18 protein-coding genes are annotated in these 18,046 nt (G+C 71.0%); 9 read left to right on the forward strand and 9 right to left on the reverse strand.

Annotated elements, in window-relative coordinates; all coding sequences use genetic code 11:
* Nucleotides 1–18: 18 nt before the first annotated feature.
* Together ACFXK0_RS22375 and ACFXK0_RS22380 are read right to left on the reverse strand one after the other, a co-directional pair.
* A complete protein-coding gene (locus ACFXK0_RS22375) occupies nt 19–1,134 on the reverse strand; it encodes a Nif3-like dinuclear metal center hexameric protein (RefSeq protein WP_379412572.1) in 1,116 nt (371 codons plus the stop codon).
* A gap of 162 nt (nt 1,135–1,296) precedes the next feature.
* Nucleotides 1,297–2,598: a pyridoxal phosphate-dependent aminotransferase gene (locus tag ACFXK0_RS22380; RefSeq protein WP_379412574.1), complete on the reverse strand. Its 1,302-nt coding sequence runs from the start codon at nt 2,596–2,598 to the stop codon at nt 1,297–1,299.
* Between the two features lie 44 nt (nt 2,599–2,642).
* Between ACFXK0_RS22380 and ACFXK0_RS22385 the strand changes: the two genes are divergently transcribed.
* Both ACFXK0_RS22385 and ACFXK0_RS22390 read left to right on the forward strand, forming a co-directional pair.
* Entirely contained in the window at nt 2,643–3,146 is a 504-nt protein-coding gene (locus ACFXK0_RS22385; RefSeq protein WP_379412576.1) for a low molecular weight protein-tyrosine-phosphatase, read from the forward strand.
* A complete protein-coding gene (locus ACFXK0_RS22390) occupies nt 3,146–4,003 on the forward strand; it encodes an SURF1 family protein (RefSeq protein WP_379412577.1) in 858 nt (285 codons plus the stop codon). Before ACFXK0_RS22385 ends, ACFXK0_RS22390 begins: the two co-directional genes overlap by 1 nt.
* A 237-nt stretch (nt 4,004–4,240) precedes the next feature.
* On the opposite strand, the gene ACFXK0_RS22395 is transcribed toward ACFXK0_RS22390, so the two are convergent.
* The gene (locus ACFXK0_RS22395) at nt 4,241–5,158 is read right to left on the reverse strand and encodes a cobalamin biosynthesis protein (RefSeq protein ID WP_379412578.1); all 918 of its coding nucleotides are present in this window, start codon (nt 5,156–5,158) and stop codon (nt 4,241–4,243) included.
* 115 nt (nt 5,159–5,273) lie between these two features.
* Here ACFXK0_RS22395 and sigJ point away from each other — a divergent pair, with 115 nt between their 5' ends.
* Nucleotides 5,274–6,212, forward strand: a complete 939-nt coding sequence (gene sigJ / locus ACFXK0_RS22400; protein WP_379412579.1) for an RNA polymerase sigma factor SigJ — start codon at nt 5,274–5,276, stop codon at nt 6,210–6,212.
* Nucleotides 6,213–6,282: 70 nt separating this feature from the next.
* Here the strand turns inward: sigJ and ald are convergent, their stop codons facing one another.
* Both ald and ACFXK0_RS22410 read right to left on the reverse strand, forming a co-directional pair.
* A complete protein-coding gene (gene ald / locus ACFXK0_RS22405; protein ID WP_379412581.1) occupies nt 6,283–7,395 on the reverse strand; it encodes an alanine dehydrogenase in 1,113 nt (370 codons plus the stop codon).
* 204 nt (nt 7,396–7,599) lie between these two features.
* Nucleotides 7,600–8,370 carry an MBL fold metallo-hydrolase gene (locus ACFXK0_RS22410; protein WP_379412582.1) on the reverse strand — a complete coding sequence of 257 codons (771 nt, stop codon included), beginning with the start codon at nt 8,368–8,370 and terminating at the stop codon, nt 7,600–7,602.
* A gap of 71 nt (nt 8,371–8,441) precedes the next feature.
* Between ACFXK0_RS22410 and ACFXK0_RS22415 the strand changes: the two genes are divergently transcribed.
* The 4 genes from ACFXK0_RS22415 (at nt 8,442) to ACFXK0_RS22430 (ending at nt 10,854) form a co-directional block, all read left to right on the forward strand.
* Entirely contained in the window at nt 8,442–9,407 is a 966-nt protein-coding gene (locus ACFXK0_RS22415; protein WP_379412583.1) for a GlxA family transcriptional regulator, read from the forward strand.
* Nucleotides 9,404–9,919, forward strand: coding sequence for a gamma carbonic anhydrase family protein (locus ACFXK0_RS22420; RefSeq protein WP_379412585.1), 516 nt, complete (start codon nt 9,404–9,406; stop codon nt 9,917–9,919). The genes ACFXK0_RS22415 and ACFXK0_RS22420 overlap by 4 nt, the downstream gene beginning before the upstream one ends.
* A 124-nt stretch (nt 9,920–10,043) precedes the next feature.
* Nucleotides 10,044–10,223 (forward strand): hypothetical protein, encoded by a 180-nt coding sequence (locus tag ACFXK0_RS22425; protein WP_379412672.1) that lies wholly within the window; start codon nt 10,044–10,046, stop codon nt 10,221–10,223.
* Between the two features lie 7 nt (nt 10,224–10,230).
* A complete protein-coding gene (locus ACFXK0_RS22430) occupies nt 10,231–10,854 on the forward strand; it encodes a TetR/AcrR family transcriptional regulator (protein ID WP_379412586.1) in 624 nt (207 codons plus the stop codon).
* Here the strand turns inward: ACFXK0_RS22430 and ACFXK0_RS22435 are convergent.
* Complete coding sequence (locus tag ACFXK0_RS22435) at nt 10,848–12,572, reverse strand: Eco57I restriction-modification methylase domain-containing protein (RefSeq protein WP_379412588.1); 1,725 nt, start codon at nt 12,570–12,572, stop codon at nt 10,848–10,850. The genes ACFXK0_RS22430 and ACFXK0_RS22435 overlap by 7 nt on opposite strands.
* A 144-nt stretch (nt 12,573–12,716) precedes the next feature.
* On the opposite strand from ACFXK0_RS22435, the gene ACFXK0_RS22440 reads away from it, so the two are divergent.
* A complete protein-coding gene (locus ACFXK0_RS22440; RefSeq protein ID WP_379412589.1) occupies nt 12,717–14,549 on the forward strand; it encodes a VWA domain-containing protein in 1,833 nt (610 codons plus the stop codon).
* Between the two features lie 124 nt (nt 14,550–14,673).
* Entirely contained in the window at nt 14,674–15,360 is a 687-nt protein-coding gene (locus ACFXK0_RS22445) for a nitroreductase (protein ID WP_379412591.1), read from the forward strand.
* A 200-nt stretch (nt 15,361–15,560) separates the two neighbouring features.
* Here ACFXK0_RS22445 and ACFXK0_RS22450 read toward each other — a convergent pair whose 3' ends face one another.
* From ACFXK0_RS22450 to ACFXK0_RS22460, 3 genes are all read right to left on the reverse strand, one after another.
* A complete protein-coding gene (locus ACFXK0_RS22450; protein WP_379412592.1) occupies nt 15,561–16,025 on the reverse strand; it encodes a winged helix-turn-helix transcriptional regulator in 465 nt (154 codons plus the stop codon).
* 36 nt (nt 16,026–16,061) lie between these two features.
* Nucleotides 16,062–16,388, reverse strand: coding sequence for a hypothetical protein (locus ACFXK0_RS22455; RefSeq protein WP_379412593.1), 327 nt, complete (start codon nt 16,386–16,388; stop codon nt 16,062–16,064).
* A 129-nt stretch (nt 16,389–16,517) separates the two neighbouring features.
* On the reverse strand, nt 16,518–17,948 hold the full coding sequence (locus ACFXK0_RS22460) for an acyl-CoA carboxylase subunit beta (RefSeq protein ID WP_379412594.1): 1,431 nt from the start codon (nt 17,946–17,948) through the stop codon (nt 16,518–16,520).
* Between the last annotated feature and the right edge of the window lie 98 nt (nt 17,949–18,046).

Consider the following 18,046-nt stretch of genomic DNA (forward strand, 5'->3'; position numbering starts at 1 on the left):
TCCGAGTGGTGCGGTCGATCAGCCGGTGACCGTCCACGGGTCTGTGCGCAGGGTCGAGACCCGAGTGGTCAGGCCCGGCAAAGCCGCCCGCACGACCTGTTCGGCCTGACCGCACCACGGGAATTCGGTGGCCCAGTGCGCGGCGTCGACGATGGCCGGGCCACCGCGGCGCAGATGCTCGTCGACGGGGTGATGGCGCAGGTCGGCGGTGAGATAGACGTCGACGCCCGCACGGATCGCGGCATTCAGGTACGAGTCACCCGCACCGCCGCACACCGCCACGCGCTGGACGAGACGATCGGGGTCACCGGCGGCGCGCACACCCCAGACCGTGCGAGGCAGGGCGGCGCCGACCCGCTCGGTGAAGGCACGCAGGGTTTCCGGTGCGGGCAGTTCGCCGATGCGGCCGATACCGAGCGCGGACGGCAGCGGCGCGCGTTCGGTGACGTGATAGGCCGGTTCCTCGTAGGGGTGCGCCGCGCGCAGGGCGGCCAGCACCGCCGGTCGCGAGGTCGGGGGCGCGACCACCTCGACGGCGTCCTCGGTGACGGTCTCCACGGTGCCGACCGCGCCGATGGCCGGATGCGCGCCGGCGACCGGCCGGAACTGGCCGGTGCCCGTGGTGTACCAGGCGGCTTCGCGGTAGTCGCCGATCGCGCCCGCACCCGCGGTGAACAGCGCCGACATCAACGCGGCGGTGTGGGTCCGGGGTACCTGGATCACCCACTTGTCCACGGGGGTCATCGGTTTGGGGTCCAGCGGGCCGGTGACGGTGAGTCCGACGGCGGCGGCGAGGGCATCGGAGACGCCGGGATCGGCGGAGTCGGCGTTGGTGTGCGCGGAGAACAGCGCGCAACCGGCGCGGATGAGCCGGTGCAGCAGCGCGCCCTTGGGTGTGTCGGCGGCGACGGTGTCGACACCGCGCAGCAGCAGCGGATGGTGGACCACCAAAGCCTGTGCGCCCCAGGCGATCGCCTCGTCGACCACGGCGGCGGTGGCGTCGACGGCGAAGACCACCTTGCTGACCTCCTGGGCCGGGTCACCGCAGACCAGCCCGACCGAATCCCACGATTCGGCCAGTCCCGGCGGGTACGCCGCGTCGAGTACCCCGATCAGTTCGGCCAGGTCGGTCACCGAAGGCTCCTTCGCTCCACGGAATTCTCTGTCATCGTGCGACGCGTCGGACCCGGCGCACGACGGGCATATTCGACGGGGCCGACACGGCCTGTGCGCCGCACGCTACACCGCCACGGGGATCGGTCATCGGGGCCGGTGTGTCCCCGCCCAGCCGCGTACTCACCACAGCGCTGCCCGCAGGGCATCGACCAACTGGTCCACGGCCGCGCTACCGCGCACCGCGACCCGCAGATGATCCGGGCCGAGACCGGGGAACGTGTCGGCGCGGCGTACCGCGATGCCGCGATCGGCGAGTCGCTTGCGTACCAACTCCCCATCGCGCACCCGGATCAGCAGGAACGGGCCGCTGGCCGGAGTGTGCACGTCGATGCCGATAGCGCGCAGCCGCTCGATCATGGCGACCCGGTCGGTGGCGATGCGGTGGGCGTGTCGCCGGGACTCGGCGACGGCGGCGGGTTCGGCGGTCGCGCTGATCGCCTCGAGTTGCAGGGTCCCCAGCGGCCAGTGCGGGCGGCCGTGGCGCAGCCGGGCCAGCACCTCGGGAGCGCCGAGGACGTAGCCGCAGCGCAGTCCGGCCAGCGCCCAGGTCTTGGTGAGACTGCGCAGCACGAGCACATCGGGGGCGCGGAGCCCGGCCAGCGATTCCGGCTCGGCCGCGCTCGGTGACCCGCCGAATGGAAAGGGCAATTCCGTCCGGGAGGTACTGACCTGGACCGGTCCGTCACGATCGGGCGAAGCCATCCGGTCCGTGAACGCCGCCACCACCGCCAGATCCTCGGCGCTGAGGTCGTCCAGGGTCAGCACGCCGCGTGCAGGGTTGGCGCCACCGCGCGTAGTGGGCTGGTCACTAGCCTGCTCGGTATCGAAGGGGTCGACCGGCTGCCGCTGCCGGTCGGATCGAGCCGCTGTCCCGGGATCGATGACGGCGTCGGCGAAGGCTTCGTCGACGACGAGGATCCGGCCGGGGCGGCGCAGGGCCTTGATGGTGTCGGCGGCGTGCAGGACCGAGGTGGGATTGGTGGGGTTGCCCAGGACGACGAGATCGGCGTCCTCGGGTACCAGCGCCGGGTCCAGGGCATAGGGCGGTTTCAGGATCACCCTGGTGACCGGGATGTCCGCCTCGCGCAGGGCCAGCTCGGGTTCGGTGAAGGACGGGTGGACGACGGCCGCCAGGCGCGGAGCCAGGCGGGGCAGCAGCGCGAAGCCCTCGGCGGCGCCCGCCAGCAGCAGGACTTCCTCGGGGGTGCGGCCGTGGCGGGCGGCGACGGCGATGCGGGCGACCTGGTCGTCGACGGCGCTGGGGTAGCGGCCGAGGTCGGCGAGCCGGGCGGCGAGCCGGTCACGCAGCCAGGGCGGCGGGGCCAGGCCCTGGACATTGACCGCGAAGTCCAGCATGCCAGGGTGTGCCTCGACGTCGCCGTGGTAGCGCAGCATCGCGGGGTCGAAAGAGTCCTCGAACACAACTGAACACCCTACGTGGCGGCGATTCGGCGGCACGGGCGACAATGGGTCACGTGGGAGCGATTCACGTGACGTTTGTCTGCACCGGGAACATCTGTCGCTCGCCGATGGCCGCGAACATGTTCGCCGCGCATCTGTACCGGGCGGGTCTGGCGAACCGGGTGCGGGTCACCAGCGCGGGCACCGGGGCGTGGCATGTCGGCGACGCGGCCGACCCGCGCACCGAGGCGACGCTGCGCCGGGCCGGTTATCCCACCGAGCACACCGCGGCCACCTTCGGGCCCGAGCACCGCGACGCCGACCTGATCGTCGCCCTCGACACCGGCCACGACCGGGAACTCGCGCAGCGCGGTGTCGCCTCGGATCAGCGCCGGTTGCTGCGCAGCTTCGACCCCGCCGCCGACGGCCCGGACGTGCCCGACCCGTACTACGGTGACCAGTCCGGCTTCGACCTGGTCCGCGACCAGATCGAAGCCGCCGTCCCCGGCCTGCTCGAGTGGGTGCGCGCCGAACTCGACGCCCGCACCACCGTCGACGTGCCACACTGATGCGCAGACTCACCTTCCTGCTGCGGCCCAGCTGGCTGATCCTCGCGGTGATCGTCGCCGCCTTCGCCTATCTGTGCTTCACCGTGCTCGCCCCCTGGCAGCTGGGCAAGAACACCAGCACCGAGCACCGCAACCAGCTGATCGCCGATTCGGTGCGGGCCGATCCGGTGGACGTGACCGGGGTGCTCGACGGTGACCCGACCGCGCACACCGAGTGGCGCAGGGTGACCGCGACCGGCACGTATGTCCCCGATTCGACGGTGCTGGTGCGGTTGCGTCATCTCGACGGCGCCCCCGGTTACGCGGTGCTGGACGCCTTCCGTCTCGACGACGGCCGCACCCTGCTGGTCGATCGCGGCCTGGTCGCCGCCGTCGACGGCACCCGCCCGCCGCCGATCGCCGCGCCGCCGACCGGCCCGCAGCGCCTCGAAGCTCGCGTGCGCGCCTCCGAGGGTGTCGTCGCCGACAAGCCGCCGAGCACCCAGGACGGCTACCGCCAGGTCTACACGGTCGACACCACCCAGGAATCGACCGTCCTGAACACCACCCTGACCCCCATCCCGACCGGCACCGACAAGGGCGGCTACCTCCAGCTCGCCGAGGGCCAGCCCGGCGCCTTCACCCCCGCGCCGCTCCCCCAGCTCGACGCGGGCCCGTACCTGTCCTACGGCCTGCAATGGCTGGCCTTCGGCATCATGGCCCCCCTCGGCCTCGGCTACTTCGTCTTCGCCGAACTCCGCGCCCGCCGCCGCGAGCGTGGCGACACCCCGCCGCTCACGACCACGCCGGACGCGGCTCCCCCCGCGCCGACGACCACCGAATCCCGCCTCGCCGACCGCTACGGCCGCAACCGCTGACCAACGGCCGAATCACCTCCGCCACCCAACGCAACTAGCCACACACACCAGCGACGACCACCACCGCGCCGGCCAACCCGACCAGCCACGCACAAGCAGCGACGACCATCGCCATCGCCACTGCGCCCCACCAGCTAGCCCCGCACAGCAACAACGACCGCCGCCACGCACCACACCGCCCGGCCCAGACAGCGCCGCACAGCAGCGATCACCGCCACCGCGCGCCGCCCAACGCACCTAGCCACGCACAGCGGCGACGACCACCGCCACCGCCAGGGCTCCCACCTGCACCGCTTCGGACATCCGCACCGCCCGGCGCAGATCCGCGGTGGTCGGCGCCGGACCGTCTCCGAGCGTCGGCCGGAGTTCGGCGCCGTGCCGGTACTGGGTTCGGCCGCCCAGCCGGACACCGAGCGCACCGGCCATCGACGCTTCGACCACGCCCGCGTTCGGGCTCGGATGCTTGGCGGCGTCGCGGCGCCAGGCCCGCCACGCTGCCGCGGGTGTGCCACCGACCAGCGGCGCGAGCAGCACGGTCAGGAGCCCGGTGACCCGGGCGGGTGCCAGATTCGCGGCGTCGTCGACGCGGGCGGCTGCCCAGCCGAATCGTTCGTAGCGCTCGTTGCGGTAGCCGATCATCGCGTCGAGGGTGTTCACGGCGCGATAGCCCAGCAGCCCCGGCACCCCGGCGACGCCACCCCACAGCAGCGGCGCGACCGTCGCGTCGGAGGTGTTCTCGGCGATGGATTCCAGGGCGGCGCGCGCCAGTCCGTCGGCGTCGAGCACCGACGGATCGCGGCCGCACAGCGAGGGCAGCAGTTCCCGCGCGCCGGTCAGATCGTCGGCGTCGAGGCGATCAGCCATCTCCCGGCCTGCTCGCGCCAAACTCCGGCCGCCGAGCGCGGTCCAGGTGGCCAGCGCGGTGGCCAGGGTCCCGCCGCGCGCCGCGAGGACACCGAACCCGAGGACCGACCCCACCGCGACGACCTCGTGCAGCACCCCGGCCGCCCGGGTGTCTGCGTAGGTGCGCTGCTCCAATGCCGCTGCCGCCGTACCGAATCCGGCCACCGGATGCCACCGGCGCGGATCGGCGAACACCCGGTCGAGCGCGAATCCCAGTAGCAGCCCGGCCGCCGTCGATGTCCCCTTCTGCACCGGGCGAGGGTAGCCGACCGCGGGAATGTCACACCGGGGCGCGCTGGTTCGTCCTGACTGTGACGGCACTCCTACACTCGCCCGGACCGGGCCGGACAACCGAATGGCAGCCACGATGACCGACGCACCGCACCCCATCGACCAGGCCGAGCTGGCCCGCCGCTTCGAAGAGCATCGCCCCTACCTGCGACGGCTGGCCTACAGCACGCTCGGCAGCCTCAGCGACGCCGAGGACGTGGTGCAGGACGCGTGGCTGCGCCTGCAACGCCGGCACGAGTCGGGCAAGGCAGGCGAGATCGAGAACCTGCGCGCCTGGCTCACCACCGTCACCGGCCGCCTCGCCCTCGACCTGCTCGGGTCGGCGCGCGCCCGCCGGGAGCAGTACGTCGGCGAGTGGCTGCCCGAACCGGAGGTCACCACCTGGGACGATCCGGCCGATCGCATCTCCCAGGACGAGCGCGTCACCACCGCGCTGCTGGTGGTGCTGGAATCGCTGTCCCCGGCCGAACGCACCGCCTTCGTCCTGCAGGACGTGTTCGGGATGACCGGACCCGAGGTGGCCGAGGTGGTCGGCCGCACGCCCGCGGCGGTCCGTCAGCTGGCGTCGCGGGCGCGCAAGCACGTCGAGAACGGCACCCCGCGCTTCCCCGCCTCCCCGGCCGAGCAGGAACAGGTCGTCTCGGCCTTCGCGCTGGCCTGGCGCTCGGGTGACCTGAGCGCGCTGCTCGGTGTCCTCGACGAGAAGGTGGTGCTCACCGCCGACGGCGGCGGCAAGGTGCCCGCGATCCGGCAGCCGGTGCGCGGCGCGGAACTCATCGCGAAGATGCTGCTCGGCTGGTACCACGCGCCCTCGGCCGCGAACGGCTGGGGCCGGGCGGTGCTGGTCAACGGCGTACCCGGGCTGGTGGTCTTCGACGGCACCAACATCGGCGTGTTCTCCTTCGTCGTCGACGGGGCCCGGATCGTCGCGATCAATGTCGTACGCAACCCCGACAAGCTGCGCGACCTCCCCACCGACGGCGTCCCCGACTGGTACCTCGGCGGCGGCCACTGACGGAACGAGATCACCACGCTCTGATCTCGGCAGATGCCGCCAACCAGAGCGTGGTGATCACGTGACCGGATCAGGCCTCGAGTGAGTACCCGTGGGCGGCGGCGACTTCGGCGGAGAGGAGTTTGCCGTCGACGGCGGTGAGACCCGCTGCGAGGCCGGGGTCGGCGGTGCAGGCGCCGCGCCAGCCTTTGTCGGCGAGCTGGATCGCGTAGGGCAGGGTGGCGTTGGTGAGCGCGACGGTGGCGGTGTGCGGGACGGCGCCGGGCATGTTCGCCACGCAGTAGAACAGCGAATCCGCCACGTGGAAGGTCGGATTCGCGTGGGTGGTCGGGCGGGAGGAGGCGAAGCAGCCGCCCTGGTCGACGGCGATGTCGACCAGCACCGAGCCCGGCCGCATCCGCGCGACGAGCTCGTCGGACACCAGTTTCGGTGCCTTGGCGCCGGGCACCAGCACCGAGCCGATCACCAGATCGGCGGCGGCGACGGCCTTGTCGATCTCGAGCGCGTGCGAGGCGAGGGTGCCGACCCGGCCGGCGAAGCGCGCGTCGAGCTCGCGCAGCCGCGCCAGGTTCGTATCGAGCACACTGACCCGCGCGCCCATCCCGACCGCCACGGTCGCCGCGTTCGTCCCGGCCACCCCGCCGCCGAGCACCACCACCTCGGCCGGGCGCACGCCGGGGACACCGCCGAGCAGCATGCCCTCGCCACCCAGCGGCGCCATCAGGTGATAGGCGCCGACCTGGGCGCTGAGCTTGCCCGCCACCTCGCTCATCGGCGCGAGCAGTGGCAGCGAACCGTCGGGGGCGCGCACGGTCTCGTAGGCGATCGCGGTGCTGCCCGCGGACAGGATCGCGTCGGTGCACTCCTTCGAGGCGGCCAGGTGCAGATAGGTGAACAGCACCTGATTCCGGCGCAGTAGCGAATACTCCTGCGCGATGGGCTCTTTCACCTTAAGCACGAGATCGGCCGCGGCCCAGACCTGATCGGCGTCGGCCACGATGCGCGCGCCCGCCGCGCGATAGTCGTCGTCGGCGAATCCGGAACCGCGCCCGGCGCCGGCCTGCACGCGCACCTCATGCCCGTGCCCGATCAGTTCGGCCGCGCCCGCCGGCGTCAGCGCCACCCGGAATTCCTGCGGCTTGACCTCGGTCGGCACCCCCAGGATCCCGCCTGTACGCGTCATCGTCCCAGCCTAGGACCGTGACCGCGCCGAACCCGACGACACCCGGCGCGTGTCGGTCACGCCGCCGGTGGGGGTTTCGCGGCGGTCGGGGTGGTGTCCGCGGCGGGTTCCCACGCGGGCGAGCGTCCCGAACTTTGCTCAGCACCTTCGAACCCTCTTCTCACACAAAGGCGCGGCCCACGCCGACACGGAGGCGGGTGATCGTCAGACCGAGAACAGTTCGCCGCGTACCGGGATGTAGAGCTGGTCGGCGCGGTCGGCATAGGCGAAGGTGCGTTCGAGGTAGTCCAGCGACTCGCTGAAGTGCCCCCAGCCCTCCGCGTGCACGGCCACGATCACGGCCTCACCCAGCGCGACGGCGGCCTGGACGGCCGTGCGGGCATTGAGCGTGACGTCGATATCGCCCCACCGGCCGACATTGGCGGCCCCGATACAGAGCACCGCCGCGTCGATCCGGCCCACCCGTTCGACGATCTGCGCCACCAGCTCGACCGAGGCGTTGTCCCCGGAGACATAGACGGTCGGTTCCCCGGCCGCCCGCAGCACGAACCCGGTGACCGCGCCACTGATCGGTTCGCAGCCCTCCGGCCCGTGTAAGGCGGGCACCGCGGTGACCTCCACCGCCCCGACCGTCACCGTCTCCCAGGGCGCCAGCCCGCGCACGCCCGCGATGCGTTCCGCGGCGTCCGGGGTGGACAGCACGGTCTCGATCCGCGGGAGCAGCGCGCGCCCGGCGGTGTCGAGGTTGTCGGCGTGCTGATCGTGCGAGAGCAGCACCACGTCGACCGCGCCGAGCTCGGCGAGCGGCACCGCGGGTCCGCTGAGCTTGTGCAGGGTGATCGGCCCCGGGTACACGCCCGGCTCGTCGAAGGTGGGGTCGGTGAGCCAGGTCAGGCCGCCGTAGCGGAAGCGCAGCGTCGGGCCGCCGATGTGCAGGGCGGCTGCGAGGGCGGGGCGGGTGAGCATCTCGGTCATGTGATCAACTTTCGCCGATGCCGCTACCACCGAACAGCGGCCTGCAGGCCATGCAGCGCTAATATCGGGCCATGCGCAGCGTCGCGGTCGTCGCCTTCGACGGCATCAGCCCGTTCCATCTTTCGGTGCCCACGCTGGTCCTGGGCCGCAGCGGGTCGGGCCTCGACCACGGCGAACTCCCCTACACGGTGCGCGTCTGCGCCGATACACCCGGAACCCTGTCCACCGCAGCGGGATTCGACATCACCGTACGCGACGGCGTGGACACGGTGGCCGACGCCGATCTGATCGTCTTCCCCGGCTGGCAGCGCGACCTCGCCCTGTCGCCCGCGCTGCACGAGGCCGTCCACGTGGCGCACGCGCGCGGCGCCCGGCTGGTCGGGCTGTGCCTCGGCTCGTGGGCGATCGCCGCGACCGGCCTGGTCGACGGCCGCGAGATCAACACCCACTGGGCCGCCGCGAGCGATCTGGCCGCCGCATTTCCCCGCGTCCGCGTTCGCGCCGACTCCCTGTGGACCGACCTCGGCGACGTGATCACCTCCGCCGGGGTCGCGGCCGCGCTGGACTGCTGCCTGCACATCGTGCGCGGCGACCTCGGCGCCCGCGCCGCCACCGACCTGGCCCGCGCGCTGGTCACCGCACCACACCGGGGCGGCTCCCAAGCCCAGTTCATCCCGATCGCGGTGCCCGGCGAGGACGCCGCCGACCCGATCGAGCACGCGATGGTCTGGGCGCGCACCCACCTCGACACCGCCATCGATCTCGACACCTGGTCGCGCCGCGCGCACATGTCCCGGCGCACCTTCACCCGCCGCTTCCGCGACCGCACCGGCACCAGCCCCCAGCAGTGGCTGCTCCAGCAGCGCACCGATCGCGCCCGACTGCTGCTGGAATCCACCGACGACACCGTCGACCGGATCGCCGCCGAGACCGGCTTCGGCAGCGCGGTGAGCCTGCGCCACCACTTCCACCGCGTCCTGGGCACCAGCCCCGCCGCCCATCGGGCCCAGTTCCGGGGCGTCATACTGTCTTCATGATCATCAAGGTGAGCGGATTCGCGCCCGATATCGACGACACGGCCTGGATCGCGCCGAACGCGACCGTCATCGGCCGGGTGACGCTCGCGGCCGAGGTCGGCGTCTGGTACTCGGCGGTGCTGCGCGGCGATCTCGAGCAGATCACCGTCGGCGCGCGCACCAATATCCAGGACGGCTGCGTACTGCACGCCGACCCCGGTTTCCCGCTCACCGTCGGCACCGGAGTCTCGGTGGGACACAACGCGATCCTGCACGGCTGCACCATCGGCGACGATGTGCTCGTCGGCATGGGCGCCACCGTGCTCAACGGCGCGGTGATCGGCGCGGGCACCCTGATCGCGGCGAACGCGCTGATTCCGGAGGGTGCGCAGATCCCGCCCGGTTCCCTGGTCGCCGGTGTGCCGGGCAAGGTGCGCCGCGAGCTGACCGAGGCGCAGCAGGACGGCATCAAGCTCAATGCGGCGGTGTATCTGCACAATCTGGCGAATCACCGCGCTGCCGAGGTGTTGTGACACGTCACACTGATCAAGCGACCAGTAGGGATACCTGCTAGCATTTTCCCTGCGTATCGCAACCGGTCATGAGTACGGCGACCGGCTTCGGGTACGCGAGGCAGGAGGTATCACGGTGGCATACATGCAATCCGGTGTGCACCGAGCGGGGGGACCGCTCAGCGTGGCCGATATCGCGGCCCAGCCCGGCGGGATCGAGGCACTCCAGTGCCGGGTCCACGAATTACGGTCGCGCGGTGTCCATTTCGCCGCCAACGCGATCGAACAGGAGATGGCCGCACTGGATCTTTCGCCACAGGGATAATGGGGCGATGCCTACCGTTTCGTCCATCCTCGCGCGGATACTGGAAAAGCCCGGCGCCGCCGGTGAGAAGGTGCTCGACAGCGCGCTGTCGGCGTTCCTGGATTTCGGGATCAAACGCACGAGCATGGGCGAGATCGCGCGCCGCGCCGGCATCAGCCCGGCCACCCTGTACCGGCGCTTCGAATCCAAGAACGACCTGGTCGAAGCGGTGAGCGTGCGCGAGGCACAGCGCTATGTCGCCGATATCGACGAGCGGGTGCGCGCGGTCACCGAACCCGACGACCAGCTCGTGGAGATCTTCGTCGCCTTCGTCACCACCATCGCGAGCAATGAACTGCTCCGCAGGCTGCTCGGCACCGAACCGGAGATGATCCTGCCCCGGCTCACCACCGACGGCGGGCCGATCCTCGCTGTCGGACGCGCCTATCTCGCCGAGAAACTCCGCGAGCTCCAGGCCGACATCCCCGACCTGGACTTCGATCCCGCACTGGTCGCCGAGGTACTGGCCCGGCTGGCCCAGTCGCTGGCGCTGACCCCCGACGGGCTCATCCCGCTCGACGACCCGGTGGCCAGCCGCGAGTTCGCCCGCAGCATCCTGCTACCGATGGTGAGCATCCGCCCCGCTCACTGAGCGGACACCCCGAACGCGGCGGCGACCGCCTCGTCGATCCCGGCCTGCGCCACGGTGAGATCCTCGTCGAGCACGCCGCGCACCCGGCGCACGATCTCCGCCGCCGCCGGGGCCGCCGGATCAGGCAGCGGCAGCCGCGCCACGTACTGGGTGATCCAGCGGCGGCGTCCGGAGTAGAGCCGGTTGCCGCAGACCGCGTCGTAGAACCGCAGGCCCAGCGCCGAATTCGCCACGCCCATCAGCAGATACGCCAGCTCGGTCGCCTGCTCGCCCGCGCCGAGATCGGTCAGCGAGATCCAGTAGCAGTCACCGTTGACCACCGCGCCGGACCGGTCGAGGGCGAAACGCGGCCGCTCACTGATATCGGGGAACACCAGTTTCGGCGCACCCCACAGGTGCGGGCGCTGCGGCACCCAGATCTCGAACCACTGCCGCCCACCGGCGAGCACATACCGGCGGCCGGTCAGCACCTGCTCGTGTGACCGCAGATATTCGGCCGCGTCGGGGAATTCGGCCAGGTCGATCGGGGTGCGCCGGGGCTGGGCCAGGTCGTAGGGGTACAGCACCCGCGTACCGCGCGCGGCGGTGATCCGCCAGGGCTCGAGATCGTGATGAGTGATCAACTGCCGCAACAGTTCCGGCTCGGGCATCGGATCCTTCTGCTCCCACCGATCGGAGATGAACACCCGATCCGCGGTCGTCTTGATCCCCACCCTGATCCGGGCGGCCTCGCCGAAACAGCGCCAGGTGTGGTCGGCGATCCGGGCAAGCCACCGGTCGACATCCGGACTCGACATCCGCCACGCCGAATCACCCACCTGCGCCACAGGACCCGCACCCGCCACCCGCTCGTCGCCGCGGCCGGTACGGCTGATGCCGGTGGCCGCAGGCGATCCGGTCGAGAGCAGACCGACCTCGACAGCGAAAACCCGCCCACCAGCACCGACCAGGCAGTTGTCGTCGCCGGCCAGCGCGTCGAAAAGCCCGGCGGCGCAATCGGCTTCGGCACCAGGTTGTTCGTAGACCGAGACGAACCGGCACGGCCCCGCTGCGGCGTCACGCCTCGCGACGGTGATTGCGGGCAGGACCGCGGCGGCGAACAACTTGGTGTCGCCGAGATCGTAGAGCTCCACCGGTGTCAGCTCACCGGTCAGGATCCGGCGCAGATTGGCGCCCGCCCTGGTGGTGAGAAACCGGTTGGCGCACAGTAATCCGAGCACGCCGCCCGGTGCGAGCAGTCGGGGCGCCACCGCCACGAACGGGTGGGTGAGATCGATGCGCCCGCGCAGGCCGAACCGCTGGCTCAGCAGGCGCGCGGTCGCGCCGCCCAGCTGCTGGGTGCGCACATACGGCGGGTTGCTGATGATCAGGTCGAAGGTGGCATCGGCCAAGTGCGCGGAGGCGGCGAGGAAGTCACCGGAACGGCAGTCGATCTCGGCGCCCTCGGCTTCGGCGCGTGCGGTGGTCTGGGTCAGTGCTGGACGATCCAGGTCGTAGCCGGTGAGCCTGACCCGGACATCCGGCCTGCTCGCCGCGAGTTCCCGATGCACCGCCAGCAGTAACTCCCCGTCACCACAGGCCGGGTCGAGCACCCGTAACTCCCCCGCGTGTGACACATGCGCCAGGGCCCGTCGCGCCAGGAACCGCGCGAGGTCCGGCGGCGTGTAATGCCTGCCGTGCCGTTTCCGCTCGTGGGCGTCACGGGCCTGCGAAGCCATGGGTTCGATTGTGCCCCGCATGGTCGTCCCCGTGTCGTAGGCGCCCAGCACGGCGGGTGGTGCCACCAGTTCTGGGGGTAGATCGGGCTCGGGCCGATCGGTAACGTCAGCTCGGTTTGACCCTGGTTCGATGAAGTCGAGGACATGTCGAGATTCCGCACGCTGACCACCGCACTCACCGCCACCGCGCTCACGCTGTTCCCGGTAGCCCTGCCCGCGTTCGCGCACGCCGACCCCGGACAGTACGCGCCGACCATGCTGATCCTCGACGCCTCCGGATCGATGCAACGCCCCGATCAGGGCGGCACCATGATGGATTCGGCGAAGCGGGCGGTGCGCAGTTTCGTAGAGTCGGCGCCGGCCGAGTCCTCGGTCGGCTTGACCACCTACGGCACGGGCACCGGCAACACCGAAGCCGACAAGGCCGTGGGCTGCCGCGACGTGCAGGTACTGCACCCGCCGACCACCCTCGACCGGGCCGGGCTGACCAGCGCCGTCGACGGCATCCAGGCGCGCGGCTGGACCCCGATGGGCACCGCGTTGCGCCAGGCCGCCGACGCGCTGCCCGATTCCGGGCCGCGCTCGATCGTGCTCGTCTCCGACGGTGACGACACCTGCGCGCCGCCGGACCCGTGCGAGGTCGCCGCGGAGCTGAAGCGGCAGGGCCTCGACCTGGTCGTGCACACGATCGGTTTCGCCGTCGACGACAAGGCCCGCGCCCAGCTCACCTGCATGGCGCAGGCCACCGGCGGCACCTACAGCGACGCCGCCGACGGTGCAGCGCTGGAACGCATTCTGCCGCGGGTGAGTTCGGCGGCCCTGCGCAACTACCAGGCCACCGGGACCCCGATCACCGGCACCGACGGCTACGCGTCCGCACCGGTCGCGAAGGCCGGTCAGTACCTCGACACGATCGGGCAGCAGGAGAAGCGGTTCTACGCGGTGGACGTCCCCGACGGCGCGACCGCGTACTTCACCGGGATCGTCTCCTTCCCCCGCGCGAAGGACGTCTCCATCACCGAGGACCTCGCCGCGCTGGAACTGCGCGTCTACGGTCGCGACGGCGTCTCCTGCAATATCCGCGAACGCGAACTCGAGTCCAGCGCCAGCGACGGCGTCGCGCTCACCGTCAGCAACACCTTCGAGGGCGCGGCGGCCGACGGCGCGGGCGAATGCGAAGGTGGCGGGCGCTACTACTACGAGCTGAACTGGGATATCGCGCCGACCGGCGCTCCCGCGCGGCTACCGGTGGAGATCCTCGTCGGTATCGAGCCGGGTGTCACCGATCCCGGACCGCCCGCCGACGCCCAGGCGATCGCCTTCACCGAGCCGGCCGGTGCCGTGCAGCCGGTCAGCGGCGGTGGCGCGTTCACCGTCGCCGCGGAGCTCCCCGGCAGCGGTAGCTACACCGACACCGTGCAGTCGGGCGAGTACGTCTTCTACAAGGTGCGCCTGGACTGGGGCCAGGGCCTCGCCTACCGGGTGCGTTTCGCCGAGACCGGCGGGGCGAACTCCACCGCTGCCGCCAATGTCGAGACCACGCTGTATTCGCCGCTGGGTCGTCAGATCGACGCCGACACCACCTCCTACAGCGGCCGCTCGCCCGCCGAACTGAAGCTGGCCTCGGTGCCGATCCGCTACGCCAACCGGGACTCCAACGACAGCGAGGTGCAGCGGCAGTCTGTCGCGGGGTGGTACTACCTCGCGGTGAAGGTCGGGCTGCCGATCGGCGCAGACGCGCTGCCGCCGACGCCGGTGCAGCTCGATCTGACCGTGTCGGGCAGCCCCGAGGCGGGACCGACCTACGTCACCGGCGGCGCCGATGTGCTGGGTGAGCAGGCCGGGCCCGACACCGCCTCGGTGAGCGGGGCGCCCACCGTCGCCCGGCCGTGGACGGCCTACGCGCTCGGCGCGGCCGGGGTGGCATTGCCGGCCGGGATCGGGATCGGGATCTGGGTGCTCCGCCGGCGTGCCTGACCCGCCGATATCGCCCGTCGGCACCGCATTTCGCGATGCCGACGGGTTCCGCGCGCGCCACTCCACTGCTACGTTGGTCTCAAAATGAGACTAGTTCTCCCGGATCGAACGAGGGGGCCGTGCGATGGCGCCGACCGCTACCGATTTCGCCACGCTGCAGCGGCTGGCCGACGAACGCTGGACCTGCCGCCAGTTCCGGCCCGAGCAGGTCGAGCGCGCCACCATCGAGCAGTTGCTGAGCCTCACCCGGCGCACGCCGTCCTGGTGCAACACCCAGCCGTGGCAGGTCGTGGTGACCGAGGGTGAAGGGACCGTCCGGCTGCGCAAGGAGCTGCTCACCTATATCCAATCCCATGGCACCGCACCGGATTTCGAGTTCCCGGGCGAATACGCCGGGGTGTACAAGGATCGCCGGCGCGAGTGCGGGTTCCAGCTCTACGACAGCGTCGGCATCGTCAAGGGCGACCACGAGAACACCATGCGCCAGATGGTGCGCAACTTCGAGTTCTTCGACGCGCCGCACGTCGCCGTCGTCACCTCCGAGGCCGACCTCGGCGTCTACGGCGCCGTCGACTGCGGCCTGTGGCTGGAGAACTTCCTGCTCGGCGCCCAAGCCCTCGGTCTCGGCGCCGCCCCCCAGGCCGCCCTCGCCTCCTACTCCCCCTTCTTCCGCGAATACTTCGGCCTCCCCGACCACCGCAAGGTCGTCTTCGGCGTCTCCTTCGGCTACCCCGACCCCGAACACCCCGTCAACACTTTCCGCACCACCCGCGCGCCCCTCGACGACCAGGTCACCTGGCACACCGCGTAGGAACAAGATCACCTGGCGATGGTGGCGGCGAGCTCCCGGACACCGCCACCACAGGCCGGCCGGCGATCACCGGGACGGGAGTAGCCGGCCGGGCACCGATCACGCAGGGCGCGAGTAACCGCCGGCCACCGATCACCCGTGGCGCGAGTAGTCGGCCGGGCACCGATCACCCGGGACGGGAGTAGCCGGCCGGGCACCGATCACGCGGGGCAAGGGTAGCCGGCGAGGCCGGGGCCGGGCTCGGGGGTGATGTCGCGGGCGGTGACTTCGGTCCCGCATTCATCGCAGGTCAGGTGGGTGTGGGCTTCACCGGTGCAGCCCTGGTGGCGGTATTCGACGGGCGGACCGTCCGGCGCCAGGTAGGTGTCACCCCAGTCGCGGATCGCCATCAGGATCGGATAGATGGCGTGCCCCTTCTCGGTCAGCCGGTATTCCTCGTACGCCCCGTCCGCCGCGGGCCGCTTCACCAGAATCCCGTGCTCGATCAACCGATCCAGCCGATCCCCCAACCGCCCCCGCGAAATCCCCAACGCCCCCTGAAACCCGTTGAACCGCCGCACCCCGGCAAAGCAATACTTCAGAATCAGCAACGTCCACCGATCCCCGAAGATCACCAACGGCCGCGTGATAGAACACGGCACGTCCCCCAACTCCTCATAGCGCACCCCCCGATTATGCGCTCACCCCGCAGCGGTGCGGCCTCAACCGAGCTCCCGCTCCCGGCGCCGCGCGAGGCGGTGGGCGACAACGGCGCCCAGCGGCGCGTCCGGGTATTTGCGCCAGCGTCCGGTGTGCCATTTCGATCGTGTCATGCGCAGGGTCACTTCGCAGTCCTCGGCGGCGTCGAGGTCCACCGGGCCGAGGGCGGTGACGAACAGCTGCTCCTGGTGGCGGTCGACCCGATTGGGGATGCGCTTGTTGCGCGGGATGTTCTTGCGTGAACTCTTGTCGTTCTCGCCATAGACATTGCGGCGGTCCTTGGCGTAGCTGAGCGCCTTCTTCTCCTGCGGACTTCTCCGGCGAACCATTCGTCTCCCCTCCAGTATCGGAGCCAGCGTACGGCTCGGCGGAAGCCGGCGCACGGGAGTTTCGTCTCCGAAACGACTCCGGGCCCCGGAGGTTCCGGGGCCCGAAGGGTGGTGCTGGGTGCTGTCAGGTCACAGCGGGATGTTCTTGTGGTGGCTCTTGCGGGCCGGGGCCGAGGCCAGGGCCGCGGCGATGATGCTGCGGGTCTTGGCCGGGTCGATGACCTGATCGACCACGCCGATGGCGACAGCGCGTTCGACGCCGCCGGCGATCTTCTCGTGCTCGGCGGTCAGGCGCTCGTGCAGGGCTTCGCGTTCGTCTTCGGGAGCGGCGGCGAGGGCCTTCTTGTGCAGGATGCCGACCGCGGCCTTGGCACCCATGACGGCGACCTCGGAACCGGGCCAGGCGTACACCGCGGTCGCGCCCAGCGAACGGGCGTTCATCGCGATGTAGGCGCCGCCGTAGATCTTGCGGGTCACCAGGGTGACGCGCGGGACGCGGGCCTCGGCGAAGGCGTGCAGCAGCTTGGCACCGCGCCGGACCACGCCCTCGAGCTCCTGACCGACACCCGGCAGGTAGCCGGGCACATCGGTGACGACGATCAGCGGGATGCCGAACGCGTCGCACAGGCGGACGAAACGGGAGGCCTTCTCGGCGCTCTCGGAGTTGAGGCAGCCGCCCAGGCGCAGCGGGTTGTTGGCGAGCACACCGACGGTGCGGCCACCGAGACGACCCAGACCGACGACCATGCTGCGGGCGTATCCACCCTGCAGCTCCTCGAACGAGGACTCACCGTCGACATTGTCGAGCAGCTCGTGGATGATCGGCTTCACGTCGTAGGCGCGCTTGGCCGACTCCGGCAGCATCGCCTTCAGGTCGACGTCACCGTGCTCGGCGGCGATCAGGTCGAACTCGCCCTGCTCGGCGAACATCGACACCAGCCGGCGGGCGCGGTGCATGGCATCGGCCTCGTCGTCGGCGGCGATATGGCAGACGCCGGACTTCTTGTAGTGCGTGGTGGGCCCGCCGAGGGTCTCCATGTCGACGTTCTCGCCGGTCACCGAACGCACGACGTCCGGACCGGTGACGAAGACGCGGCCCTCGGGCGCCATGATGACGACGTCGGTCAGCGCCGGACCGTAGGCCGCGCCACCGGCGGCGAAGCCGAGCACCACCGAGATCTGCGGCACCAGGCCGGACGCGCGGACCATGGCCTCGAAGACCAGGCCGACCGCGTGCAGCGCCTCGACGCCCTCGGCCAGGCGCGCGCCACCGGAGTGCCACAGGCCGACGACCGGGATGCCGGAATCGATGGCGGTGTCGATCGCGTCGACGATGTGCTTGCAGCCTTCGACGCCCATCGCGCCACCCATGACGGTGGCGTCGGAGCAGTAGGCCACGGTGCGGACACCGTCGACCTCGCCGATCGCGGCCAGGACACCGGACTTGTCCCGCGGGTGTAGCGGTAGGACGGTGCCGGGGTCGAAGAATCGCTGGAGCCGACCGAGCGGGTCACGCGGATCGGTCGTCGTGTCTTGAAACGCGGGAGCAATGATGGTCATCGCGTTTACTCCTACCTTCGTTAGATTCTCGCCGCTACGGCGGCTGCGTATGGCGAACCACCGGTGGAGGTCGAACCATTCAGTTGGCGCGACCCCCA

This window comes from Nocardia sp. NPDC059177 (assembly GCF_042755165.1).
Taxonomy (GTDB): Bacteria; Actinomycetota; Actinomycetes; order Mycobacteriales; family Mycobacteriaceae; genus Nocardia.